This is a genomic window from Butyricicoccus faecihominis, assembly GCF_024462775.1.
Classification (GTDB): domain Bacteria; phylum Bacillota; class Clostridia; order Oscillospirales; family Butyricicoccaceae; genus Agathobaculum; species Agathobaculum faecihominis_A.
Genome location: NZ_JANGCE010000048.1, coordinates 1 through 24211 on the forward strand (window position 1 = coordinate 1; position 24211 = coordinate 24211).

Here is a 24211-nt window from a genome sequence, read left to right on the forward strand (position 1 = left end):
ATTCTTCGTCGCTTCGCTTCTCAGAATGACAAAATTGGTAGCATTCTTCGCTTTGTAACAGTTTTCTATTCATTTGTGAAAATTTATTCTACAGCCCTTTTTCTAAATTATAACTGCGAATAGGACATGACGCGGAACGTCCGCCGGTACTGGCTCGGCGACATGCCGACGCACCGGCTGAACGCCGTACTGAAATTCCATGGGTTGCCGTATCCCAAACGCTCGGATATCTCCGCGACCGGCAGATTGGTATCGATCAAAAGCGTCTGCGCTTCGCCGATCCGGCGCTTTATGACGTATTGCATCGGCGGCATGCCCATTTCGGATTTAAATACATGCGCCAAATAATATTCGCTAATGTGCAAAGCGCTGCCGATCGAATGCAGGGTCAGCGCCTCGTTATAATGGTCGTCCAGATAATGCTGGATGCGGCGCGCCAGCATATTGGCCGACAAGCGCGAACGATCGCCGCCGTTGCGCTCGCGGCTGAGCAGCAGATCGTGGATCAGCAGCAGAACGGCCATGGCCATGTGGGCCGGGATCGCGCTGGTGATGCTGATCGTCTGCTTTGCCCGCTGCAAAGAGACCGTGCGGTTTGAAGCCGCCCGTGCGCAAAAGGTGCCGCTTGGCAAAAACCTGAAAGCGCTGCTGACCAACCAATATTTCTGGGCGGTGCTCATTCTTTGGACGGTCACCTGTGTGCACGGCGCGATCGTCGGCACCTCGCTGCCGTATTACTGTAAATACATTTTTCATAATGATGCGTGGATGTACAGCGTTTTGTATCTGGCCGAAGCCGGCACGCTCGTCCTCGGCGCAATGCTGTGCCCGCTTTTGCTGCGGCGCTTCGGCAAGCGGAACATATCGCTGGCCGGCGCGATCATCGCCGTCGCAGCGCACGCCGCGCTGCTGCTCGATCCCTTCAGCTTCAGTTGGGCGCTCATCACCAGCATCGTCCGCGCACTCGGCGAAGCGCCGCTGACCGCCGTTGTTTTCGGCATGATGGGCGATGTGATCGAATTCGGTCAATGGAAAACGCACATCCGGCAGGAAGCGCTGATCTTCGGCGGCGGCTCCCTCGGCTTCAAGATTGGCACCGGTATCACCAGCGCGGTCATCACTTCGCTGTTGGATAAAGCCGGTTACATTAGCTCTACCGGCGCTGCCGTGATACAGCCCTTATCCGCGGTGTTCATGATACAGAAAATCTATGTCTGGGGACCTACTCTGATGTGGGCGGTCGCCGTGATCGTACTGCTTTTGTATAAGCTCGATCAGCGCTATCCCAAGATCATGACCGAGCTTGCCGCGCGCGAAGCAAAGGGCGAAATGTAATCCCCTTTCCTCGCGGAAATTAATCGTTTCAAATTTTAGACCGCCGGCTGCACAAGTGCGACCGGCGGTCTATCGTATTCCGTTTTTTTCCAGCATGTAGCTATAAAAAAACCACGCCGCAGTATGGCTGCGATACGTGGAGCCCTCCGAAATTACTTTTCGCTTTGCGTCTGATGCTCGTCGCCGAAGATCATATCGTCGATGTCAGGCGTATCCGGATGCTGGGGTTTGCGAATGATACGCATGGGCTTACCACCTCCTCTTTTCTTTTTCTACTACTCAGTATAACCCATATACCGTGTCGAACGCAAGTTAAAATTCTGTAAACAGATTTTACGGACAAAAAAACCGCCCCTTCCGGACGGCCCCCTGCCCTGACGCTTACGCGCCAGATTGGCTGTATGTCAACGGGCGATCACAGGCCGCCCGCCTTTGCGCCTGAAAAGCAAAAAATATAATCCCCGCCCTGCCGATGCGACCCAATTAGTAACCTGCACGGAAGGCAGGTGGGTTTTCTGTCCGGTATCGCTGCGCTTCCAACGTCCGCGTGCACACGGGAGGCCTGCACTTGAAACCGGAACTTTTCGAAATCCCGTACTAAAAATGTGGGTTAAAAAGGGGCCGCTGTCGAACAGGGCAGGAAAAATACGCGTCTTACTCTTCTTCGGCTTCCGCGCGCTCGATGACGAGCTGGAACACCGCGTCGGCTACCTCGTCGTCCTCCACGGTTGCGAGAATCTCCTCGCCGTTCTCTTCGACGACCTGAAGAATGACCACCTCGGCCTCTTCTTCTACCGCCAGCTCGGCGGGGATAAACGCCAGATAGGTTTCGCCCTTGTATTCCACGGTGTCGATGTGTTCAAATTCGACCTCGTTGCCGTCCTCATCGGTCAGAGTTACAAAATCGTTGCCAAACTCTTCACTCATTGTTCGGCACCTCCTTCTTTTTTTACAGGGGCCGCCGCACATCGCGCGCCGCCCTTGCTCTACGTTAAGCATAGCAAATCCAAAGGATTTTGTAAAGCTAAAAATCTTTGCCGGGCACTGCCATAGTATGCCGCGGGCCTTTATTATCATACCAATAGACGGGTAATAAAAAAAGCCTTGACATTAAGTTTTACATCTGGTATATTTACTTAGTAACAAAGAAGAAGGCTTCAGCCCTCACCCGCAGCATTGAGCGACCGGGTCAATAATCGCAAAACGCTTTATTTTGGCGTTTTGGTTTATGTGCAGGGCGTTCTCCGGTTTCGTGAGGCCGTCCTTTTTTCTGTATTCATAACCCGTTTTGTTTGGAGGTGCTTATCCATTAGCAGCATGGAACATCAGATCAACGATGAGATTCGCGACAAGGAAGTCCGTCTGATCGGCGACGACGGCGAACAGCTCGGCGTCGTGCCCATCCAGCAGGCGCAGGGCCTCGCTATTGAGAAAGGTCTTGATTTGGTCAAGATCGCCCCGCAGGCCAAGCCGCCCGTCTGCAAGATCATGAACTACGGCAAGTTCCGTTTTGAACAGGCCAAGCGTGACAAAGAAGCGCGCAAGAATCAGCGTGTCGTGGAGATCAAAGAGATTCGCCTGACCCCTAACACCGATATCGGCGACCTGAACACCAAGGTCAAAAACGCCTGCAAGTTCCTAAAGGAAGGCGACAAGGTCAAGGTAGCGGTCCGTTTTCGCGGCCGTCAGGTAACGCATGCGTCGCTCGGTCAGGATCTGCTCCGTCGCTTTGCTGAAATGTGCAGCGAATGCAGCACGGTGGAAAAGCTGCCCAAGCTAGAAGGCCGCCAGATGCTTATGTTCTTGGCGCCCATCAAGGAAAAGTAAACAATAGCGCGTTTCGCGCAAATTCAGAGAGGAGCAATACCTATGCCTAAGATCAAAACGCACAGCGGTGCAAAAAAGAGATTCACTGTTACTAAGTCCGGTAAAATCAAGCGCGGCCAAGTCGGCAAGCGCCACCTGCTCAATGGACACGGCAAAACGTCCAAGCGCCTGCGCCACCTGCGCAAGGAAGCATTCGCAGATGCGACCAACGTCGCACAGGTTAAGCGCCTGATCCCCTACAAATAAGTAAAAAACATCTTTCATATAGGAGGCATTCAAAATGGCAAGAGTTAAGGGCGCTATGATGACGCGCAAAAGAAGAAAGAAGATTTTAAAGCGTGCCAAGGGTTACTGGGGCGCAAAATCCACCCACTACAAGGTAGCCAATCAGGCTGTCATGAAGAGCCTGAAGTACGCTTACATCGGCCGCAAGCAGAAGAAGCGCGACTTCCGCCGCCTGTGGATCACCCGCATTTCCGCGGCGTGCAAGATGAACGACATGAACTACAGCCGCTTCATGAACGGTCTGAAGAAGGCCGGCATCGATCTGAACCGCAAGATGCTCGCCGAGCTGGCTGTGGGCGACAAGGCTGCTTTTGCCGCGCTGGCGGAAAAGGCTAAGGCTGCTCTCTAATTTTATCGTGAAAGCGTCGGAACTTCGTTTCCGGCGCTTTTGTTTTTTATTGTCAACCACCGCGCGATGCGGTATAATAGCTGTAAAGCCTGATTTATCAGCCCAACAGAGAAAGGTGGTTTCCATATGCAGCAGCCCATCCGCGTGGTCTCCCGGGTCAATTCCAAGCTTTATGCAGATGCGATCCCCGGCCATTTCGCGACAAACCATTCCCATATCAACTATTATATCGACATGTCTGCTTTGAAACACAGCCAAAGTTTGGCGACCGAGGCGGCGCGCAGTATCGCTTATCATTTTTCCGCCATCAGCATCGATACCATCCTCTGTTTAGAGGGTACGGAATATATCGGCGCGTTTGTCGCGCGCGAGCTGACGCGCGAGAGCCTTGCCGGTCTTAACTCGGGCGGCGACCTGTTCCTTGTCGAGCCGGACTCCAACGTCAACGGCCAATTTATTTTTGCGGACAACCTGCGTCCGATGATTGAGCATAAGAACGTGCTCGTGCTCGTCACCTCGGCCTCCACCGGCCAAACGCTTTCCCAAACGCGCGAGTGCGTGGAATACTACGGCGGCCGCGTGGCGGGCTTCTCCGCCCTGTTCTCCAACATCTCCGAGCTGAACGGCAGGCCGGTCGTCAGCCTGTTCTCCGGCGCGGATTTCCCGCATTACCACAACTGCTCCCACGGCAAAAACTGCCCTGACTGCGCCGCCGGCATCCCGCTCGACGCGATCGTCACCCCGCGCGGCTATACCAAAATCTGACCGACCGCATGACAAACAACGGCCCCGCTCCCATTTTTCCGTGGGAGCGGGGCCGTTTTGCTTATCCGAGCATCAGACTGGGTACAAACATAGAGAGCGGCGACCAAAAGGTGATGAGCAGCAGAACGAGCACCATCATGCCGTAAAACGGCAGACAGGCGCGCGTGGCTTTTTCGATCTTGATACCGCCGATTGAGCAGCCGACGAACAGCGCCGCGCCGACCGGCGGCGTGCACAGGCCAATCGCGAGGTTTAAAATCAGCATGGCGCCGAACTGAACGGGCTCCATGCCCAGCTGAGTCGCGACCGGCATCAAGATGGGGGTCAGGATTAAGATGAGCGGGCCCATATCCATAATGCAGCCAAGCAGCAGGCACATGACGTTGATGAGCAGCAGAATGACGATGCGGTTGTCCGACAGCCCCAGCAGAGCGTTGGTGACCATGGCCGGGATTTGCAGATAGGCGAGCAGCCAGCCGAACATAGAGGCCGTGGCGATCAGGCTCATCACCATGGCAATGGTGCGTAAGCTTTTACGCAAAATACCGCCAAACCGGCGCAGCGGGATCTCCCGATAGATAAAGAAGGTGACAATAAACGCGTACACCACCGCGACCGCCGCCGATTCGGTAGCGGTGAACCAACCGCCGATCACGCCGCCGACGATGATCACGCAGGTAAGCAGGCCGAGAACCGCGTCCTTGGTGGCTTTTAAAATTTCACGGCCGCTCATTTTGTCGCCCTTGGGATACCCTCTGCGGCGCGCGGCAATAGCGGTGAGCAGCATCAGGGCCAGACCCAGCAGAATGCCCGGAATCAATCCGCCCATGAAAAGCTGACCGATCGACACGCCGCCGCCCGCCGCGAGCGCAAATAAAATCATGTTATGGGAAGGCGGAATCATCACGCCTTGACAGGCCGAGGTGACGGTAACGGCAACCGAGAAGTCATCGTCATACCCCGTTTTTTTCATCATGGGGATCAGCATGGAGCCAATGGAGGAGGTATCCGCCACGGCGGAACCCGAAATGCCGCCGAAGAACATGGAGGCGACTATATTGACCTGTGCGAGGCCGCCGCGCATCCGGCCGACCAGCGCGTTGGCAAAGGCGATCAGGCGGTTCGAGATACCGCCCTGCCCCATTATTTCACCCGCAAGGATAAAAAAAGGAATGGCCATTAAGCTGAACGACTGCACGCCGTTCACCATGCGCTGGAACAGCGTGGCGATGGGCAGATTTAAGTAAAGCGCGGTGACGACGGAAGATATGCCCAGCGTAAACGCGATCGGCATACGCAGTGCGAGCAAAAGGACGAAGGATCCCAGAAGGATCGCAATGGCAAGGGTCATATCAGGCATCGGTTTGTTCCTCCGTTTTTTCCAGCACAGCCTGATCGCGGCGAAAAGCAACGATCAGCCCATTGAGCAAAACCAGCGCGCCGGATAGGGGCAGAATAATATAAAGAACAGCTGAAGGCAGCTTGGTGGCGGGCAGCGTCGCGTTTTTCGTGACCTGCATGATCTGTACGCCAAATACGATCATCAGCACCCCAAACGCCGCGATCAGCAAATAATCCACCGAGTCGATCCATGCCACCACACGGCGCGGCAATTTCGCAGTAAACATCTCAATAGACATATGGATTTTTTCCAATACGCCAATGGCGATGCCGATAAAGGCGAACCAAACCATCATCGTGGTGGATACCTCCTGCGACCAGCTGAACCCCTGCTTAAAAATATAGCGTTTGACGACTTCGATAAATACGACCGCGACCATAACGACCATGCAGAGTATGGCGAACCATTCCAGCAGCTTGAAAACGGCCCGAAACGCTTTTTTAACAGCTTGCATGCTGTAACAACTCCTTTCTATCAAAAAGGGACGGCGCACGCGCCGTCCCTCTGCGAATTCGTATCAGGCGAGCGCCTGCACGCTTTCCACAATGGCTTTCTGCTCATCGTTTAAGAAGGAATCGTACATGGGAGCGACCGCATCCTGAAACTGCTTCAGCTCGTCCTCGGTCAGCGTGGTCAGCGTGCAGCCCTTTTCCGCCGCGACCTTGGCGTTTTTGGCCTCTGACTCTTCCCAAGCCTCCCGGTGCCACAGCGAAGCCTCTTTCGCGCACGCCTTCACAATTTCCTGATCCTCCGCGGATAGCTTGTCCATCGTCTGTTTGGACGCGAGGATCATATCGGGCATATAGGAGTGTCCGTCATAGGTCCAGTAAGGCGCTACCTCATAGAAGGACATTTCCACATAAGAGGTCATGTTGTTTTCCGCGCCGTCTACAACGCCGGTCTGAATGGAGGAGTACGTGTCGTTAAACGGCAGCGGCGTGCCGATGCCGCCGAGGTGCTCCATCATCGAAAGCATCAAATCCGATTCGGATACGCGGATTTTCATGCCCGCCAGATCGGCCGGTGTGTGGATTTCCTTTTTGGCGTTAAAGAAGTTGCGGGAGCCCGGATGCAGATAGGTCACGCCGACAAGGTTATTCTCCTCAAAGGTATCGAATACCTGCTGGCCGATTTCGCCGTCCAGCACGCGGAACAGATGGTCCACATCGGTATATTCGTAAGGCATTTGCAGGGCGTTCATGAGCGGGGCGAATTCAGCCGAAGCGCCCGAGGAAACGCGGGTAAAATCCAGCCCGCCGAACTGGCACTGCTCGATGGTGGAGCGCTCGTCTCCCAGCTGTCCGGCAAAGAAGCACTGGATATCAATGCGTCCATCGGTCTTTTCCTTAACCATGTCCGCAAACTTCTGACAGGCCTGCGAGGTGATGTGCTCCTCATTATGGCTGTTGGCAAGGCGAAGCACCATGCTCTGCTCCGAACCGGCGGCCGGTGCTTTTCCGGCGTTCGGATCCTGCGCGGACGGGCTGCCCCCGCAGCCGGTCAGCAGAGACGCCATGAGCGCGGCGGATGTCAGGCCCGCAAAAATTTTTCTCTTTTGCATTCTCTTCATTCTCCTTTTTCTTGTGTACGGCAGCGTTTCGGCTGCTTATTCCTGTTTCCCAGTATAGTATACGGAGTGTATGAAGAAAATCGGACTTTTTTGTGAACACGTGGTATCCTTTTCGATGATTGTCAAATAATTAACGCTATTTTTGGCGATTTTGACGAAAGCTTGTCGGCGTCGTACCGCGGTTGCGTTTAAACACCTTGGTAAAATAGGTTGGATCGGGATAGCCGACCGCCTCCCCGATCTCGCGGGCGCTCATGCCGGTTTCCAGCAGCAAACGTTCCGCGCGGGACAGGCGATAATCCGTCAAGTAATCGATAAAATTGCGTCCGAATTCCTGCTTAAATAAACGGGAAAAATAGTAGGGGCTTTGCCCCAGACCATCCGCCGCTTGCTCCAGCGAAATATTTTCCGGATAGTGCGCGGCAATATAGGTTTCCGCCCACAGGTAGAAGGGGCTACGGGATGGATCCGATTCGCCGGGTGCTTTCGGCTCCAGCTGATCGCAAAGGGCGGACAGCTTCTCGCGCAGTTCGTTGCGCGGCACGGGCTTTACCAGATAATCGGCCGCCGCCACGCGCACCGCGCCGACCGCGTATTCAAATTTACTAAACGCCGTTAGAAATAGGATATGGCAATCCGGCTGCTGGCGGCGAATGATCGCGGCCGCATCCAACCCGCTCATAACCGGCATTTCAATGTCCAAAATCGCTATTTGCGGCTTTAGCGTCTCTGCCTCCGCAACCGCGCGGCTGCCGTTTTCCGCCGTTCGGATCAAGCCGATCCGCGGTTCTATCTGCTGTATCATCTTTTCCATGGCAAGCAGGGCAAGCGGTTCATCCTCTGCAAGAAGTAATTTGATCATTCCGGTATCCTTTCTCCGGTGTCTGTCACGGATAGGTGAAAACACAGGCGCGTGACCGCCCCCACCTGTTTTTTGCACCAGAAGGTAACGCTGCTGCCGGGATCAAACAGATGAAGGCGGCGGCGGATGTTGTCGAGCCCTATGGAGCGCCGCTCCGCGCGCGCGGGCGCCGATGTTCCCGCGCCGTTATCGATCACCGAAAGCTCAATGCATCCCTCCCGCGGTTCACGGATCCGAATGCGAATCACGCCGCCTTCGGGCTTGCGCGCAAGGCCGTGCACCACGCTGTTTTCCACCAGCGGCTGCAAAATATATTTCGGGATCAAAATGGTTTCAAATTCGGGCGCGCGTTTCAGATCAAGGCGCAGCCGCCCCCCAAACCGTTTTTGCTGGATTTCCATGTAGGTCTCCACAATATCCAGTTCGCGCGATAGGGTTACGATATCCTCGTCGCTTTCGAGCGTATAACGGAAATAGGCGGCCAACTCGCCAATCAGCGAGCGCGTCATGCCGGCGTTTTCCAGTGTGGCAAGGGCCGACGCCGTATTGAGGCTGTTAAACAAAAAGTGCGGGTTCATCTGGCTTTGCAGCTGCGCAAAGCGCGTGCGCTCCAGCAGCTTTTGTATCTGGGCGTTTTTGACCTCCTGCCGCCGCAAGTTTTTTTCCATGCGAGCGTTTTCGCTTAATGTATCAAAGGTGTGGGACAGCTCCCGTTTCATTATGTTGAACGTTTCGGTAAGCATGCTTAGCTCGTCCCGCCCGCGTACCGGCACGTCGGGCGTGTCAAAGCTGCCCGCTGTGATTTCCTCCGCCTTGCAGCTGAGCGCCAAGACCGGGCGGAAAACCGTATTTTGTAACAAACGCAGCGTCAAACACAGGATTAGACCGCACAAACCAATCGCGACCAGCAGCAGCGCGTAGACCTTGCGACTGCGGGCGCGCGCGGCCGCGTAGCGCCCCTCGCCCGTTTCAATGCTGGAGGCGAGCAACAGCCCGGCGTATTGACTGATATACTCCGCGCGCGCGTCTAGTTGGTAATATTGATCGATGAACGTTTGATTGCGGATATCGCCGCCCCTTAAAAAGCCAAGCGCTGTGCGCTCTTCCGCGCGATAGCTTTCAACCGCGCCGGTCAGAGCGTGCGTGTACATGCGCAGAGTCTTGTCCTGCATCAGCGTGCCGCGCTGCATTTCGTTTAAAATACGATCCGTGCGCTCACGAGCGGATGCGTGCTCGGATTCCTGAAAGGCAATCGAAGAATAGATCGCAGGGCGGAACAGCGTCCGTTCCTGATGGTAGCTGCTGATAAAGCGGCCGATCAGATGATAATCCTGCATCAGATCGCTGACCGTGGCCAGCTGACTTTCCGACAACGCGACCGTCATGCCGACAAACAGGGTAAACGCGGCGGCAATGGTGAGAAAAACGACGCGCATTTTATGCCGCAGCGGCTTATTGGCCCACCAGCCGGTCAGGAAAGGCTTATTCTTCTCAGCAGAAACATGGTTTGTCATCCTATACGGCCCCCTTTATTTTCACTCGTGGATTAGTATACCATGGCTCGCGCGATGGGCCAAGGGAGATTTCTGGCAATCCGCTGAACGCATTGATCCTAATCAGCCAATATGCCATATACCTGTTCCGCCTTTGTGCGCAACAAAAAAACTGTCGAAAAACGTTGTTTTTCGACAGTTTTGGGAAGGATCTTTAATCCTCCTTTTCGCCGTTGCCACAGGCTCTGCGTGGGCAGTTCCCGCCGCGCGGACAGTGCGCGCGTCTATCGCACACCTCGACGTCGCCGCCCTCAATGCGGAGCGTTTTGCCGTTTACCACACAGTCGGCCAGCTTCACACGCGCGGCGTTGTAGATTGCCTGCGCGGTTGTGCGCGCCACGCCCATTTGTCCGGCGGCCTGTTCCTGCTGCAAGCCCATCAGGTCGATCAGGCGGATCGCCTCGTACTCATCCAGCCCCATCAGAACCGTTTCGCCGCCGCAGCCCATACCGCGCGGGCCGAATTCCTTAACGCCCGGAAGGCCGCACACACGCCTGCATTTTTTCGGTCTGGGCATGGATCAGCCGTGACAGTGGCCGCCGCAGCCGTGTCCGTGCGAGCCGCAATCGTGTCCTTCACCGTGCTGCTCGTGGTGGTTGCATGTTACATCCGGGTTATACTGCAAACCGCCCGATAGAAACGCCGCGACCACCTGATCGGCTTCGCCGCTCACGCCGCCGAACAGGCGAATGCCCGCTTCGGCCAGCGCGGCCTGCGCGCCGCCGCCAATGCCGCCGCAAATCAGCGTATCCACGCCGCGCGCCGCCAGAAAGCCCGCGAGCGCGCCGTGTCCGCTGCCGTTTGTGTCCACTACCTCGGCGGATAGAATTTTTCCATCCGCCGCTTCATACATTTTAAATTGCGCGGTGTGTCCAAAATGCTGGAACACCTGCCCGTTCTCATACGTTACCGCGATTTTCATAAATGCGCACCTCTTTTTCATTTTCGGCATATGCCGGTTAACTGCTTCTTATTATAGCACGTTTCCGGCATATGTCAAGAATGATTCAGATGCGCAAAAGCGCATAGACACAGCTATCCTGAATCGCGCCGTTTTTAAAAACGCTTTGCCGTTTAACGCCTTCGAGCGTAAAGCCCGCCTTTTCCAGCACCCGGCGCGAGCCTTGATTATAGGCGAAGGGCTCGGCCTCGATGCGGACAATATCAAACGCCGCAAACGCCGCCGCGCAAAGCTGTTTTGCCGCTTCCGTCATGATGCCCTTGCCCCAGTATTCCTCGGCCAGCCAATAGCCGAGCTCGGCGCTTTTGCGGTAGACGTCCGACCCGCAGAACACGCCGACGCTGCCCACCGCGCGCCCGTCCGCCACGATGGCGCGGCACAACTGCCGGCTCTCGTCGTTCTGCGCGCACATGCGCACATACCCCACCGCGTCCTCCCGCGTATAGGGAAAAGGAAACACGTCGCGCAGATTTGCCGCGATCTTCGCGTTATTGCCGTACCGCGCCACATCGTCGATAAAGCGTTCGTCCCATTTTTTAAGCGTAAACTGCATAACCGCAAAACTCCTTACTTGTTTAAAAATTCCGGCAGGCGGCGGCGCGCTTCAAGGCGGTAGATGCGCGCGCCCTCGCTGGAAAAGCGCTCCTCATACTCGGTCATGACGTTGCCTTCAAAATCCGAACGGTGCAGATCGAGCGAGATATTTTGCAGCAGCCAGCCGAACTGGCAGACTTCCTGCAGCGTCCATTCAAAAAAGCGCTGGTTATCGGTCTTGAAGCACAGATCGCCCTGCTGCTTCAAAATTTCGCCGTACACCTCCAAAAACGCGCGCCAAGTGAGGCGGCGCTTGCGCTGACGGTTGGGCGGCCATGGGTCGGAAAAGTTCAAATAGATACGGTCCACCTCGCCGGGAGCAAAAACCTCGCGCAGCTCGGCGGCGTCAAAGGGAAAAAAGCGAAGATTGGGCAACGGCGACAGCGCCGCGCGCTCGGCCGCCATGATGAGCGCGCCCTCCTCCCGCTCGATGGCAAGAAAGTTCACCTCCGGGTGCTGCTCCGCCATGCCGATGGCGAAACGTCCCTTGCCGCAGCCGATCTCGATATGCAGCGGGTGATCGTTTCCAAACAGCGCGCGCCACTTGCCCCGCATTTCGCGCGGCGCAAACTCCATCACCGGCGCACAGGCCGCGAAGCGCACGTCCAAATTTTTCTTTTTTCGCATTCTCATTGCGCGAAGCCCCCGTTTTATCCTTTATTTGTCGCCTTTTCATTATATCGGGCCGGTTCGGAATTGGCAAGCCAAATTGACAAATTTCCGCTTTGCCGTGTATAATGTTAATAACTATGATTTGGGGGACATGTATATGTTTAACCGTTCAAGCGGCGTGCTTGCGCACGTCACTTCGCTGCCCGCGCCGCACGGCATCGGCACAATGGGCCAAACCGCCCACGACTTTGTCGATTTTCTCGCGAAGGCGCGCCAGACCTATTGGCAGGTGCTGCCGCTCGGCCACACCGGCTTCGGCGATTCGCCGTACCAGTGTTACTCCGCCGCCGCGGGCAACCCGCTGCTGATCGACCTCGACCTGCTGCAAAAGGACGGCCTGCTGACCGAGGCCGAGATCCGCGCGGCGGATTTTAACGCTTCGCCCGACGTGGTCGAATTTGAAAAGGTGATCGAAGCGCGCTGGCCGCTTTACCGTAAGGCTTATGCCCGCGTGGACGCGGCGCTTCAAAAGAAGATCGACGAATTTGTATCGGAGAACGCCGAATGGCTGCCCGATTACGCGCTTTTCATGTCGCTGCGCGAGGAAAAATACGACAACGCCGCCGTTTGGGATTGGCCCGAGGCCGACGTGCGCGACCGCGAGCCGGCGGCCCTTGCCCGCGTGCAAGCGGAGCTGCGTGGCGAGATCGACTTCCGCATCTTTCTGCAATATGTATTCTACGAGCAGTGGACCGCGCTGCGCGCCTATGCGAATGAAAAGGGTATTCAGATCATTGGCGACATCCCGATCTACGTTTCGCCCGATTCGTCCGATGTGTGGACGCACCCGAAGCTGTTCAAGCTGCAAAAGGATCTCAGCCCCAAGCTGATCGCGGGCGTGCCGCCCGATTACTATTCCGCCACCGGCCAACTCTGGGGCAATCCGGTCTACGACTGGACCGCCCATAAAAAAGAGGGATACGCTTGGTGGATATGGCGCATGAAGACCAATATGGCGCTGTTCGACGTGGTGCGGATCGATCACTTCCGTGGATTTGAGAGCTTCTGGGAAGTGCCGACCGGTGAGGATACCGCGGTAAACGGCGTATGGCGCAAGGGTCCGGGCATGGCGTTCTTCCGCGCGATGGAAAAGGCGCTGGGCGAGATCCCGATCATCGCGGAGGACCTTGGCATCATCACGGACGATGTGCGCGCCCTGCTGCGCGAGACCGGCTTCCCCGGCATGCGCGTGCTGATCTTTGGCATGACGCCCGACGAGGACAACGAGCACCTGCCCCATAACTATTTGCCGAACTCCATCGTTTACACCTCGACCCACGACTCACAGACCGTATGCGAGCAGGTCATGGATATTTGCAATGAGCGGGAAAAGCAATTTGCTTATGCCTACCTGCGCACCTCGCACAGCGAGGCCATGGGCTGGAGCGCGATCAAGAGCGTTTGGGCTTCGCCGGCGCACATCTCAATGACCACCCTACAGGATCTGCTTTCGCTTGGCGCGGACGCGCGCATGAACACCCCCGCTACGATTGGGGGCAAAAACTGGCGCTGGCGCGTCCGGCGCGAAGCGCTCAACCCCGAAGTCGCCGCGCTGCTTGGCGATATCACAAGGACATACAAACGAGGCTGACACGCAGCCCACGCAAAAAGGATAGGTACATATGAAAATTACCACTGCCATTTTTGATCTGGACGGTACGCTTCTGAATACGCTCGGCGATCTGGCGGACAGCGTCAATGTAGCGCTGGCCCGCCATGGGCTGCCGCTGGCCAGCGAGGAGCAGGTACGCGAGCGCGTCGGCAACGGCGTTCGCCGCCTGATCTCGCTCAGCCTGCCTGAAAACGCCTCCGACACGCTGGTCGACGCTTGCCTTGACGATTTCCGCACCGCTTACGAGCAGCGCATCACCAACCGTACCCAGCCGTACGACGGTATCGTACCGCTTTTGCGCGCCTTGAAGCGCGAGGACGTTGCGGTGGGCGTTTTATCGAACAAATACGATCTTGCCGCAAAGAATCTCATCCGCTTTTTCTTCGGCGACCTGTGTCAAGTGACCGTGGGCGAACGCCCGGGCGTGCCCCGCAAGCCCGATCCGACCTCCGCGCTTGATTTGCTGCGTCAGCTTGGCGGCGACCCTGCCACGACCCTTTATATCGGCGACAGTCCGGTTGATATGCAGACCGCGCACAACGCGGGATTGACCGCGGTCGGCGTGGGCTGGGGATTCCGCTCGGTGGAAGAACTGAAAAACGCGGGCGCGGAAGCCATCGTGAACGCTCCCGAGGAATTGCTGCCGCTGTTTCAAAACGGCCTTGTGAATATCGACGCGATCTGCGCCGCCTTTACGCGCCGCGGCTTCGGCTTCACCTACTTCCCGACCGCGGCGGACGCCCTGCCCTACCTGAGCGAGACCTGCGCCGGGCAAACGGTTTCTTTCGGCGGCTCCAAAACGCTGGAAGCTCTCGGCCTTGCGGACGCGCTCGCGGACAAAGCCGAGGTGCACTGGCACTGGCTGGACGCGGACGACCATACGCAGGCGGCGGACATCTATCTTTCCTCTGCCAACGCACTGGCCGAAACCGGCGAGATTGTCAATATCGACGGTGCGTGCAACCGCGTGGCGGGCACGCTGTACGGCTCCGACCGTTGTATTTTCGTATGCGGCGTCAATAAGCTCTGCCCCGATCTGCAAAGCGCGGTCGCCCGCGCGCGCAATGTCGCGGCGCCGCTAAACGCCAAACGGCTCGGCCGCCGCACGCCCTGCGCCGTGGACGGCAAATGTCACGACTGCCGCAGCGCAGACCGCATCTGCTCCGCGCTTGTCGTGCACATGGCCCCGCCGCTCTCGATGAAAAAATGCGAAGTCGTCCTGATCGGCGAAGCGCTAGGATATTAAGCAAAACGGCGCGGTTTTTATAAACCGCGCCGTTTTTTGCAGTTGCAACCGCAGGTTGCGTATTTTCCATGCCGAAATGGTGGAATGCTACCGCTGTTTCCGGTAGAATACAGGTATTCGGCAAGGAGGTAACCAAACATGCCACTGAATGAAAAGATCCAAAGCCTGCGCCGCGAACGCGGCCTTTCGCAGGAAGAACTGGCCATAACGTTAGGCGTGTCCCGGCAAGCCGTGAGCAAATGGGAGCTCGGCGACGCGACGCCGGACACGGACAAGGTAATCGCGCTGGCGAATTACTTTGGGGTGACAACCGACTATCTGCTGCGCGATCTCGCGCCGGAAACCGCCCCGGCACAGCAGCGCGCTCCATCGGCGCAGAAACGCTTTGCGCCCATGCTATTGTGCATCGGCTGGTGCGGCTCGGCGCTTGGGCTGTGCATGCTGCTGTTCGGGCAATATTTCGCCGCAAACGATTGGCCGCGGCTGATCGGGCTTATGCTGCTCGTTTTATTCGCCATACTGCCTCTTGGTTCTAGTTTGATGTTGCGTCAAGAGGACGAACAGGCGGGGCGCGCGTTCCTGCGGCAATTCTGGCGCGTCAACATTTGGCTTGTCACGCCCGTGCCGTTGATCTGGCTTGGCGGCAGCAGCATCTTGGCGCATTTTATCTCAAGCGGGCTGGCCGAACATCTTTGGAGCGCCCTGCCCGAGCCGTTGTGGGCGCTGGGTCGTCTGGCTGTATTCGCGGCGCTTCCCATTGCGCTGTACATCGCGATCTGCCTGCTCGTCACTTTTTTACTGCGAAAAAAATCAAAATAAAAAATATGCCAAAAAAGCTTGACTTCGCCCCACGGCTTTGCTATAATAAATATCGCGCTGGTGAGAACGGCGCGATAGAAAATGCGGCTGTAGCTCATCTGGTAGAGCGCCACCTTGCCAAGGTGGAGGTAGCGAGTTCGAGCCTCGTCAGCCGCTCCATAGCGAAAGCGCACTGTGATATACAGTGCGTTTTTTTCATGCGAAGGCAGCTTCCGAACTTGCTACCTCCACCTTATTTCTATCAGGAGGTGGGGCCCCCGTTAAAACATAGTTTTAACGGGGTATCGTGAGCGAGTTCGAGCCTCGTCAGCCGCTCCATAAAAGAAAAAACCAGTCTTCGGACTGGTTTTTTCTTTTATCTAAATCTCATGCCATTCAACCGTTAGAGGTGCTTATAGATTTGTTTACCCATTTTCCCTACGGCAAAAATCAAAACAGCGGTAGCCAATAGGACGGCAAACAAATAGTTGATCAGTTTATCGTAAAGGTATCCATAGAGCCAAATGCCCGTCGGGAAAGCCGCGTTAACCGCCGCAGTATAAAAGGACATGGTACGCCCCAGCATATGATCCGGGACATTTTGCTGGATCGCCGACAGGATCAAGATTCCCGCGATGCTTGCAAACACAAAAATGACAACGCCCGCCAGCACCAAGATCATATATGTCACATAGGCGGTGGCTCGCAGCAGAAAAGCCATGCCCAAAAGCGCGATCGCCGCCCCCATGATCCAGAACAGCCGATAGGTCTGGCTTAGCGGAAAGCGACTTGACAGGCTTCCCGCTATGATTCCGCCAATCAAGCCAGCGGCGCCCATGAACGCCTGCGCGCATCCGTTCAGCGCCGCGCTCAATTCCAAGACGACCGATATGATAAAAGGCGCCCCCGTCGTAATGAACGGCTGAATCAGCAGAACAAAGGCGGCGTTTAGCAGGATCGCCCCCAAAACGTACGTCCTTTCCTTTGTCAAAAACCGAATCCCTTCCCGGTAGTCTTGTCTGAGCAGCCGCATAGACAATGTTTTTCGCCGTATGCTTACGATTGGTATCTCGATCCATAGCTCCACAAAGGCGGCAAGACAAAAGCATATTGCGCAGCCTAAAAAAATGCTTTGAACGCCCATGAGATCGCTCCTTGTGACGATCCCATAACACACACCGGCCAATAAAGGCCCCGCTAATTGGGCGGACATATTGATCTGGCTTACTATGGCATTCGCTTTTACAAGGTTGTCTTTCGCTTGCAGTAGCGGAATTGTGGATTGAACGATCGGCGTTTCAAAAGAGGATAGGATCGACAGAGCGACCATGGCGACCGTTATACCGGCCAGCGTATGCGGCAAACGCATGGCAAGCGCTAAGCAGACCGCCAGCAGACCATACATACCGTCCAGCCCAACCATAAGATTCTTTTTGTTTTTTCGATCTGCCAAAAAGCCAACCACCGGAGACAGAAACACCGGAGGTAAATAGCCGATCGCCGTAATCATACCGAACAACGCGGCGGACCCAGTCAAATCTAAAATCAGCAGCGAAACGGTAAATCGCAGCAATACCGTCCCAAAGAGAGAGACCGCCTGTCCAATGATCAAGAAAAGAAAATTGCGATTTGATCGTTTGCTCATCATGACACACCCGCTTTCTTATTACCTTCTACAGTATACAAACAAAAGCCTGACACAGCGTGTCAGGCTTTTGAGGCTATCGGAAAACTAGTTTTCCGATAGCCTTCGATCGAAACAAAGCCTCATTTCGATCGAGAATTCCGGCTTCTGCGCGCGCCTTACAGGCACACTTGAAGTCGGTTTGTATAAAAACCGAGATACATGCTCCCGGTTTTTATGAATTTTGCCGCAAGCGCCAAAATCCTTTTTTATACGCGCTGCGGCGCGAGGGGGCTTTTGTTTGTATACTGCCGGTCGGCTCATGGATAGCGTGCCAGCGCGGCTTTATATTTTTCGATCATACGCTGCTTTACCGACTCTGGGCGGATTATGGTCACCCGCTCGCCGAAGGACATCAAAAAATCATATAGCCATTCGGTTTCAGGCAATGTCAGCTTTACCGTATACCCATTTTCACGCGCTATGATCGCGCTGTCTTCCAGCGTATCGTATAGACGGTATCCGACCTCTAACGGAAATTGCAATTCCAGATCGATCAGAGCGCCCATATCCCGAGGTTGTGGATAAACTTCGGGGGCTGCTTCCGGCAGTTCGTTAAAATACGTTTCCGTTAAGCGGAAATCCTTGATACGCGTCAGCCGAAACAGTCGATCCGCTTGGCGGGTCAGGCAAAAAGCGAATAAATACCACGCGCGGTCCTTATAGACAAGCTTTCGTGGATACGCTTCCCGCTCGCGCTTGGCCCCGGTAGAATCGTAATATACAAAGCGGATCTTCCGTCTTTCCAAAACCGCTTGCCGGATCTGCACAAATAATTGGTTTTCATATTCCGCGATACTGCCCCAACGGGAAAAATCAACTTCGATCCAATCCGAAAGCCTGATTTGAAAAATTGCGCCTAACTTCTTTAAAACACCATCCACTTCTGGAAATTGTACGGCTGCAAGGCTTTGAATACCGGAAAGTAACGCTTGCTTCTCTTGATCCGAGAAAAGGGATCGATCCAAAACGTAGCCGTCCAGCAGCTGTATGCCGCCGTTTCGCCCCGTTTCGGTATAAACAGGAATGCCCGCGCCGCTGAGCGCATCCACATCCCGATAAATGGTGCGAACGGACACTTCAAATTTCTCAGCCAATTCCGGCGCAGTCGCATGCCCTTGTTCCAATAAATAATACAGCATCCCAAACAATCTGCTTTGCTGCAACCCATCACCTCCGCAAGCGGCAGAAACCCGTTTTTCAACGCGCCTTACTTCACGATCTGTCCCAGCAGCTTTTCAAACTGCACGCCATGCATGGGATCAGTGCCCTGTTCGGCCGTATAGGCAATGCAGTCCTTTACGAATTCACCGGCGCGGGTGCAGGCGTTCGGAAGGGATACGCCGTTCATCAGCGCGCCCAGCATCGTGGCGGCAAACAGGTCGCCGGTGCCGGGATAATACCGGTCGATTCGGCGGTGCAGCGTCAGCCCCCCGCCCGCATGGCCCAAACAGCCGGTGCCCACCTTGCCTGTTTCAAAGTCCAAACCGGTCAGCACGATCTCGGCCCCGTAGGTCTGCTGCAGCGCGCGCATCCATTCCCAAGCCTCGTCGTCGCTTTGGGGCTTGCCCGCGGGATCGCGGCCCAGCAGAATGGCGGCTTCGGTCGTATTCGGCGTAATGATATCCGCGATCGCGCACAGCTCGCGCATGCGCGTGCACATCTCCGGCGTGTAGGTCTCGTAAACTTCGCCGTTATCACCCATCACAGGGTCGATCACTGTCAGCCCGCCCTCCGCGCGCAGACGCACGGCGGCCTCGCGCACGCGGTCGATCTGCGCGGCGGAAGCTAAAAAGCCCGCGTAAACGGCTTCAAACCGCAGCCCCAGCGCATCATATTGGTTTATCGTGCCCTCCATCGCGTCCGTCAGGTCGGTCACGGCCCAATGCGGGATCGCGGTATGAGTGGAGAACACCGCCGTCGGCAGCGGCACGCACTGATGCCCGGCCGCGGACAGCACCGCGATGATCGGCACCAGCGAGGAACGCCCAAAGCCGGACAGATCGTGCAGCGCCAAAACTTTTTTCTGCATTGCGTTTTTCACATCCTTTTTTACTCTGTCCATCATACGATGCTTTTGCTCCGAAGTCAATCATCCTTGCTTTATAGCGGTCGCAATGGTAAAATAATATAGAAATCACGGCCGCTGCCAAAGGAGTATATCTATGCTGAAAAAACGTATCCTACCCATATTGTTGCTACTGTGCCTGCTCGTCCCGGCCGCGTCGGCCGCCCGCATACCGGAGGAAGGGCTGCACGGCGTATGGGTCTCCTCGGTGTATAATATCGATTATCCATCCAAGCAGGGCTTGACGGTGGACGAGCTGAAAAGCGAAGCCGACGCGATACTGGACAATGTCGCCGCGATGGGCCTAAACGCGGTCTTTTTGCAGGTCCGCCCATCGGCGGACGCGCTTTATGAATCCGCGTTGTTCCCTTGGAGCCGCTATGTCAGCGGCACCTGCGGCGAAGCGCCGGCGGACGGCTTCGATCCCCTCGCCTATTGGGTGGCGGGCGCGCACGCGCGCGGCTTGCAGCTGCACGCATGGCTCAATCCTTACCGCATCACCAAGGAAGGCAAGGACGAACTGGACGCTCTGCCTGAATCCAGCCCCGCGAAGCAGCATCCGGAATGGGTTGTGGAGCACGACGGCAATTATTATTTTGATCCCGGCCTGCCCTCCGTGCAGGAGCTCGTCGCGGACGGCGCGATGGAGATCGTGGAGCGGTACGAGGTGGACGGCATCCATCTGGACGACTATTTCTACCCCGACACTGAATTCAACGACGCTTCTACCTTCGCCCGCTATGGCGAACGGTTCGACAACATCGACGATTGGCGGCGCGACAACGTCAACACCCTGATCGCGCTGCTCGATAAATCGCTGCACAAGCTCGATCCCGGCTGTTCCTTCGGCGTAAGCCCGGCGGGCATTTGGGACAACAAGCGCGACAACGCGCGCGGCAGCGAGACCAACGGCCGCTCCTCCTACCGCGAGATCTACTGCGATTCGCTTGAATGGATCCAAAAGGGCACGGTGGACTATATTTGCCCGCAGATCTACTGGTCCATCGGCTTTGAAGCAGCGGATTTCTCCGTGCTGCTCGATTGGTGGCAGGAGGCCGTGCAGACCTCGGATGTGGCGCTTTACATCGGCATGGGCGCTTACCGCATGGCGGAGGCCGAGCCCGGCGACGTATGGTACGGCACGGACGAGCTGGGCCGCCAGCTCGCGCTGATCGACGACGGCAAGGATATTCAGGGCGAGGTGTTTTTCAGCTATTCCTCGCTGGTGAACACTCCGGGCGCCACTCAGCTGCTGACCGACTTCTATGAACCAAAGCAAACGGATGAAGGCCTGACCCAGCCCGAAAAACAGGCCGATACGCTTGCCGAGATCTTTTCCCGTTTTATCTTGGCCCTGTTTCAGTAAGCGCTTAGGAGGTGCATCCCCTTGTCCGATCTTCTTTCCCGCGAATATGAAGTCAATTTCAGCCACATCGATAACCGCGGTATCGCCCGCCCGTCCTTCGTATTCGACGTCATGCAGGACGCCGCGACCGTCCATGCGGAGGAACTGCATCTGGGCCGCACCGAGCTGCGCGTACTCTGGGTGCTTTCCCGCATGCGCGTGACGCTCTCGCGCCCCTTCCTGCCCTATGAGCGCATCCGGTGTGAAACGTGGTGCCCCGGAATCCGCGGCGCGAGCTGGTACCGTTCCTTCGCGTTCTATGCCGATGAGCAGCAGGTCGGCGAAGCGCAGTCCATGTGGGTCACGCTGGATCCGGATACCCACCGTATCCTGCGCCCCACCGTTTTCCCCGCGGCCGACGGCTACCTGCACACCGCGCGCGGCGAGCTGTTTGAGCCGCTCGGCAAGCTGAGCTGCGAGACCGTGCGCCTGCACCATGTTCACCCGGTATGCTATTCCGACCTTGACATCAACAATCACGTCAACAACGCCAAGGTCGTCGACCTGATCTCCGACGCGCTCGACCTGCAAAAGCAGCCGGGCTTTGTTTCCGCCCTACAGGTCAACTACACCGCCGAAACACAGTTTGGCGAGCAGGTGGAGCTGTACTGCGGCACGGTGGACGGCGCACGCTATGTGCGCGGCGCGGCCCGCGGCGAAACGCATTTTGAAGCGCAGGCGACGCTCTCCGCGCTGCCCGCCGGAAGGAGCTGACACACGTATGGAAGCCGTGGCACAGATCTTATCGGATATTTTGAAAACCTGCCGCCCCAGCAAGGTATTGCTCGTGGGCGAAAAGCGCACGATGTCCACGCAAAAGCTCAAATCGATCAGTCTATGCGTAATTATACCCGAAGGCGATACCCGCGCCCTGCGGTGCAAGCTGCATCTGGCCGCTTCGGCGGACGTGCCGCTCACGCTGCATGTCTACACCGCGGACGAGTGGGCGGCGCTGCTGAAGGAAGAGACGAGCTACGCCGCTTGGATCGCACGGAAAGGGCAGGTGCTGTATGAGCAGACGTAGAGGCGCATCAGACAGCCACTTCTACTATAAGTGGCTCGACAAGGCGCTCTGCGACCTGCAGTGCGCCCGCATTCTGCACACCTTTGGCGGCGACCACTACAACATCGCATTCCACTGCCAGCAGGCGATCGAAAAGGCCCTGAAGGGCTACCTGCTGTTTCGCACCGGCCGTCATTTCGACGGGCACAACCTGACTTATCTGTGCCGTCAGGCGATCCGGCTCGATCCCGATGCCTTTTCCGAGTATCTGGATGAAAGCGCCGCGCTGAACGATCTGTATATTGAAACCCGCTACCCCACCGATCTGCCTTTCGAGATCGACGACCGCGAGATCATCCGCTATCTCGACATGGCGGAGACCATGTTCGCGGCCATCCGCAAGGAACTGTACGCCACAGGCCGGCCACACACCATCCAAAGTGAACGAACATAAAAATATCCGGCAAAGACCGTTTGGTCTTTGCCGGATGTTTGTTTATTTTGGTTAAATGCGTTCCCGTTTCTTTTCCCGTGAAACCGTGACGCCGTGGCGAATCGGCTTCCACTCGACCTTTTGCAACAGCGCAACGACCGAGATCGGAATATAAGTAAGCATAAAAAACGGGAAGGTAAAGGTATAAAGGATTTTCTTTGCAGTCGAGCCTTCGATGTTTTTCCACTCGGCCGCCATCGTGACCGCACCGAACAAAAACAGGCTCATGGAAATGCCCTTGACCGTCATAAGCAGGATGCGCAGCATCATGCGCATGACGCGGTAAACGATAAAGGTGGGCTGTGAGAAGCAGGCGAAGCAGATCAGCAGGCCAACGGCAAGCGCGCCAAGCGTGATCAGGTTGCTGGGCGCCACCGTCATCAGCATATCGTAGCAGGAAAAGCCCTTGCGGCCGCCGCGACCGATGCCGCGCACCAGCGTGCCGGTATACTTCGCATCGATCTGGTAAAAGCCCTTGCTCCAGCGCATGCGCTGGTCCCAGGACTGGCGGAATTCAGTGGGCTGTTCATCATATACGACCGCGGTGCCGCAGTAGCCGATCTTACGGCCCAGCGTGGCACAAACAACGGAAAACTCGATATCCTCGGTCAGCAGGTGATAGGGCCAGCCGCCGTCCTCCCGGATAACCTCCGCGGAAATGAGAAAGCCGGTGCCCGATACCGCGCAGTTGACGCCCATTTGCGCGCGCGGCTTGTTGAGCAAACGCGCTTCGCGCAGGAACCACAGCGCATAGCCCGCCGTGATCCAGTTGTCGCAAAAGTTTTTGGAGTTGCGGTAGCTTGTCAGCGCGGCGTACTCGCCATGGGCAAACATCTTGTTCATTTCTGAAACAAAATTGGGGTCTACGATGTTGTCCGCGTCAAAGACCATGTAAGCGTCATAGTAATCATCGCCCTTTTGCTCGGCGATCGCTTTCAGCAAATGATCCATGGCGTAGCCCTTGCCTACCTGCACCTTGTTGAAGCGCTCAAACACGGTGGCTCCGGCCTGACGCGCCACACGCGCCGTGTCATCCGTGCAGTTATCCGCGACAACGTAAATGTCGAGCAGTTTTCCCGGGTAATTTTGCCGCTTCAGGCTGTGGATCAGATCAGCAATCACCACTTCCTCGTTCCGGGCGGCGATCATCACCGCATAACGCCCTAGCGAAGCGTCTTGGCAGCCCCGTTTGCCCCGGCCGATCAGGCCGGCGACTAAGTAAAACAGCTGATAGGCATAGGCCACTGAAAAAAAGACAAACAGCACAAATTGCAGTGTCTGTAAAAATCGTAACATATTTGTTTGTGATCCCCTTTACTTTAAGTTTCTGGTTGCTCACTTACTCTTGATGTCCACGTATTATCATAGCACTTTACACAGTATTTGCAACCTTTTTTTAGGCAAATCCACTTGATAAAATCATTTTTCACTCTTGTCACAAAAAAGGATGCACGCAAGGCGGTTTTTTTATCACTCTTTTTCGTCAAACGCCGTAACTTTACCGCAGGTAGGTCCGTCCATATTTTCCATGCTGGCAATGTTAATAGTATCGCACAGAAACCTGAAGAAATCACGCATAAAATTCTTAATTTTTTCTGAATTTTTTACGCACCTGTTTTCTCAGCCCGCCGCCGACATGCCAAAGCACCGGGAGGCTCAATGCCCCCGGTGCTTCAGACTGTCAAAAAACTATTTTTGACAGTCTGTCGATCGAAACAAAGCCCCAT

General features: G+C 56.0%; 27 protein-coding genes, 1 tRNA gene and 1 other RNA gene. 13 read left to right on the top strand and 16 right to left on the bottom strand.

Annotated features, from left to right (window positions below):
• Positions 1-107 precede the first annotated feature (107 nt).
• Complete coding sequence (locus NE562_RS16650; RefSeq protein WP_280963543.1) at positions 108-581, bottom strand: helix-turn-helix transcriptional regulator; 474 nt, start codon at positions 579-581, stop codon at positions 108-110.
• Between NE562_RS16650 and NE562_RS16655 the strand changes: the two genes are divergently transcribed.
• Entirely contained in the window at positions 553-1335 is a 783-nt protein-coding gene (locus NE562_RS16655; RefSeq protein WP_280963568.1) for an MFS transporter, read from the top strand. The genes NE562_RS16650 and NE562_RS16655 overlap by 29 nt on opposite strands.
• Before the next feature lie 454 nt (positions 1336-1789).
• Here the strand turns inward: NE562_RS16655 and ssrS are convergent.
• Together ssrS and NE562_RS16665 are read right to left on the bottom strand one after the other, a co-directional pair.
• A non-coding RNA gene (gene ssrS, locus NE562_RS16660) (6S RNA) lies at positions 1790-1981 on the bottom strand.
• 8 nt (positions 1982-1989) lie between these two features.
• Entirely contained in the window at positions 1990-2262 is a 273-nt protein-coding gene (locus tag NE562_RS16665; RefSeq protein WP_280963544.1) for a DUF1292 domain-containing protein, read from the bottom strand.
• A gap of 390 nt (positions 2263-2652) precedes the next feature.
• Between NE562_RS16665 and infC the strand changes: the two genes are divergently transcribed.
• From infC to NE562_RS16685, 4 genes are all read left to right on the top strand, one after another.
• Positions 2653-3162 carry a translation initiation factor IF-3 gene (gene infC / locus NE562_RS16670; RefSeq protein WP_280963545.1) on the top strand — a complete coding sequence of 170 codons (510 nt, stop codon included), beginning with the start codon at positions 2653-2655 and terminating at the stop codon, positions 3160-3162.
• A 42-nt stretch (positions 3163-3204) separates the two neighbouring features.
• Complete coding sequence (gene rpmI, locus NE562_RS16675; protein WP_280963546.1) at positions 3205-3408, top strand: 50S ribosomal protein L35; 204 nt, start codon at positions 3205-3207, stop codon at positions 3406-3408.
• A gap of 34 nt (positions 3409-3442) precedes the next feature.
• A complete protein-coding gene (gene rplT / locus NE562_RS16680) occupies positions 3443-3796 on the top strand; it encodes a 50S ribosomal protein L20 (RefSeq protein WP_280963547.1) in 354 nt (117 codons plus the stop codon).
• 126 nt (positions 3797-3922) lie between these two features.
• Positions 3923-4561, top strand: a complete 639-nt coding sequence (locus NE562_RS16685; RefSeq protein WP_280963548.1) for an orotate phosphoribosyltransferase — start codon at positions 3923-3925, stop codon at positions 4559-4561.
• 61 nt (positions 4562-4622) lie between these two features.
• Here NE562_RS16685 and NE562_RS16690 read toward each other — a convergent pair whose 3' ends face one another.
• The 9 genes from NE562_RS16690 to trmB all read right to left on the bottom strand — a co-directional run bounded on the left by NE562_RS16690 (position 4623) and on the right by trmB (position 12136).
• Entirely contained in the window at positions 4623-5921 is a 1299-nt protein-coding gene (locus NE562_RS16690) for a TRAP transporter large permease (protein ID WP_280963549.1), read from the bottom strand.
• Positions 5914-6417, bottom strand: a complete 504-nt coding sequence (locus NE562_RS16695; RefSeq protein WP_280963550.1) for a TRAP transporter small permease — start codon at positions 6415-6417, stop codon at positions 5914-5916. The genes NE562_RS16690 and NE562_RS16695 overlap by 8 nt, the downstream gene beginning before the upstream one ends.
• A gap of 63 nt (positions 6418-6480) precedes the next feature.
• On the bottom strand, positions 6481-7524 hold the full coding sequence (locus NE562_RS16700; protein ID WP_280963551.1) for a TRAP transporter substrate-binding protein: 1044 nt from the start codon (positions 7522-7524) through the stop codon (positions 6481-6483).
• A 145-nt stretch (positions 7525-7669) separates the two neighbouring features.
• Positions 7670-8395 carry a response regulator transcription factor gene (locus tag NE562_RS16705; RefSeq protein WP_280963552.1) on the bottom strand — a complete coding sequence of 242 codons (726 nt, stop codon included), beginning with the start codon at positions 8393-8395 and terminating at the stop codon, positions 7670-7672.
• A complete protein-coding gene (locus NE562_RS16710; protein WP_280963553.1) occupies positions 8392-9909 on the bottom strand; it encodes a sensor histidine kinase in 1518 nt (505 codons plus the stop codon). Before NE562_RS16710 ends, NE562_RS16705 begins: the two co-directional genes overlap by 4 nt.
• Positions 9910-10102: 193 nt before the next feature.
• Positions 10103-10465, bottom strand: a complete 363-nt coding sequence (locus NE562_RS16715; protein ID WP_280963554.1) for a DUF134 domain-containing protein — start codon at positions 10463-10465, stop codon at positions 10103-10105.
• A 3-nt stretch (positions 10466-10468) separates the two neighbouring features.
• A complete protein-coding gene (locus tag NE562_RS16720) occupies positions 10469-10870 on the bottom strand; it encodes a NifB/NifX family molybdenum-iron cluster-binding protein (RefSeq protein WP_280963555.1) in 402 nt (133 codons plus the stop codon).
• A gap of 85 nt (positions 10871-10955) precedes the next feature.
• On the bottom strand, positions 10956-11462 hold the full coding sequence (locus tag NE562_RS16725) for a GNAT family N-acetyltransferase (RefSeq protein WP_280963556.1): 507 nt from the start codon (positions 11460-11462) through the stop codon (positions 10956-10958).
• A gap of 14 nt (positions 11463-11476) precedes the next feature.
• A complete protein-coding gene (gene trmB, locus NE562_RS16730; protein ID WP_280963557.1) occupies positions 11477-12136 on the bottom strand; it encodes a tRNA (guanosine(46)-N7)-methyltransferase TrmB in 660 nt (219 codons plus the stop codon).
• 136 nt (positions 12137-12272) lie between these two features.
• Between trmB and malQ the strand changes: the two genes are divergently transcribed.
• From malQ to NE562_RS16750, 4 genes are all read left to right on the top strand, one after another.
• The gene (malQ, locus tag NE562_RS16735; protein WP_280963558.1) at positions 12273-13766 is read left to right on the top strand and encodes a 4-alpha-glucanotransferase; all 1494 of its coding nucleotides are present in this window, start codon (positions 12273-12275) and stop codon (positions 13764-13766) included.
• A 31-nt stretch (positions 13767-13797) separates the two neighbouring features.
• Complete coding sequence (locus NE562_RS16740) at positions 13798-15033, top strand: HAD-IA family hydrolase (RefSeq protein WP_280963559.1); 1236 nt, start codon at positions 13798-13800, stop codon at positions 15031-15033.
• 138 nt (positions 15034-15171) lie between these two features.
• Complete coding sequence (locus NE562_RS16745) at positions 15172-15852, top strand: helix-turn-helix domain-containing protein (protein ID WP_280963560.1); 681 nt, start codon at positions 15172-15174, stop codon at positions 15850-15852.
• A gap of 83 nt (positions 15853-15935) precedes the next feature.
• Positions 15936-16011, top strand: a tRNA-Gly gene (locus NE562_RS16750).
• A 223-nt stretch (positions 16012-16234) separates the two neighbouring features.
• On the opposite strand, the gene NE562_RS16755 is transcribed toward NE562_RS16750, so the two are convergent.
• The 3 genes from NE562_RS16755 to NE562_RS16765 all read right to left on the bottom strand — a co-directional run bounded on the left by NE562_RS16755 (position 16235) and on the right by NE562_RS16765 (position 19547).
• Positions 16235-17479, bottom strand: a complete 1245-nt coding sequence (locus tag NE562_RS16755) for an MFS transporter (RefSeq protein WP_330646066.1) — start codon at positions 17477-17479, stop codon at positions 16235-16237.
• A 296-nt stretch (positions 17480-17775) separates the two neighbouring features.
• On the bottom strand, positions 17776-18657 hold the full coding sequence (locus NE562_RS16760) for a YafY family protein (protein ID WP_330646067.1): 882 nt from the start codon (positions 18655-18657) through the stop codon (positions 17776-17778).
• Between the two features lie 68 nt (positions 18658-18725).
• Positions 18726-19547, bottom strand: coding sequence for a pyridoxamine kinase (locus NE562_RS16765; RefSeq protein WP_280963562.1), 822 nt, complete (start codon positions 19545-19547; stop codon positions 18726-18728).
• A gap of 133 nt (positions 19548-19680) precedes the next feature.
• Here NE562_RS16765 and NE562_RS16770 point away from each other — a divergent pair, with 133 nt between their 5' ends.
• The 4 genes from NE562_RS16770 to NE562_RS16785 are packed head-to-tail and all read left to right on the top strand — an operon-like array spanning position 19681 to position 22445.
• Positions 19681-20949 carry a glycoside hydrolase family 10 protein gene (locus NE562_RS16770; RefSeq protein ID WP_280963563.1) on the top strand — a complete coding sequence of 423 codons (1269 nt, stop codon included), beginning with the start codon at positions 19681-19683 and terminating at the stop codon, positions 20947-20949.
• A gap of 21 nt (positions 20950-20970) precedes the next feature.
• Positions 20971-21702, top strand: a complete 732-nt coding sequence (locus NE562_RS16775) for an acyl-[acyl-carrier-protein] thioesterase (protein WP_280963564.1) — start codon at positions 20971-20973, stop codon at positions 21700-21702.
• A 7-nt stretch (positions 21703-21709) separates the two neighbouring features.
• A complete protein-coding gene (locus NE562_RS16780) occupies positions 21710-22012 on the top strand; it encodes a hypothetical protein (RefSeq protein WP_280963565.1) in 303 nt (100 codons plus the stop codon).
• A complete protein-coding gene (locus NE562_RS16785; protein WP_280963566.1) occupies positions 21999-22445 on the top strand; it encodes a HEPN domain-containing protein in 447 nt (148 codons plus the stop codon). Before NE562_RS16780 ends, NE562_RS16785 begins: the two co-directional genes overlap by 14 nt.
• A gap of 51 nt (positions 22446-22496) precedes the next feature.
• Here NE562_RS16785 and NE562_RS16790 read toward each other — a convergent pair whose 3' ends face one another.
• Positions 22497-23780 carry a glycosyltransferase family 2 protein gene (locus tag NE562_RS16790; RefSeq protein WP_280963567.1) on the bottom strand — a complete coding sequence of 428 codons (1284 nt, stop codon included), beginning with the start codon at positions 23778-23780 and terminating at the stop codon, positions 22497-22499.
• Between the last annotated feature and the right edge of the window lie 431 nt (positions 23781-24211).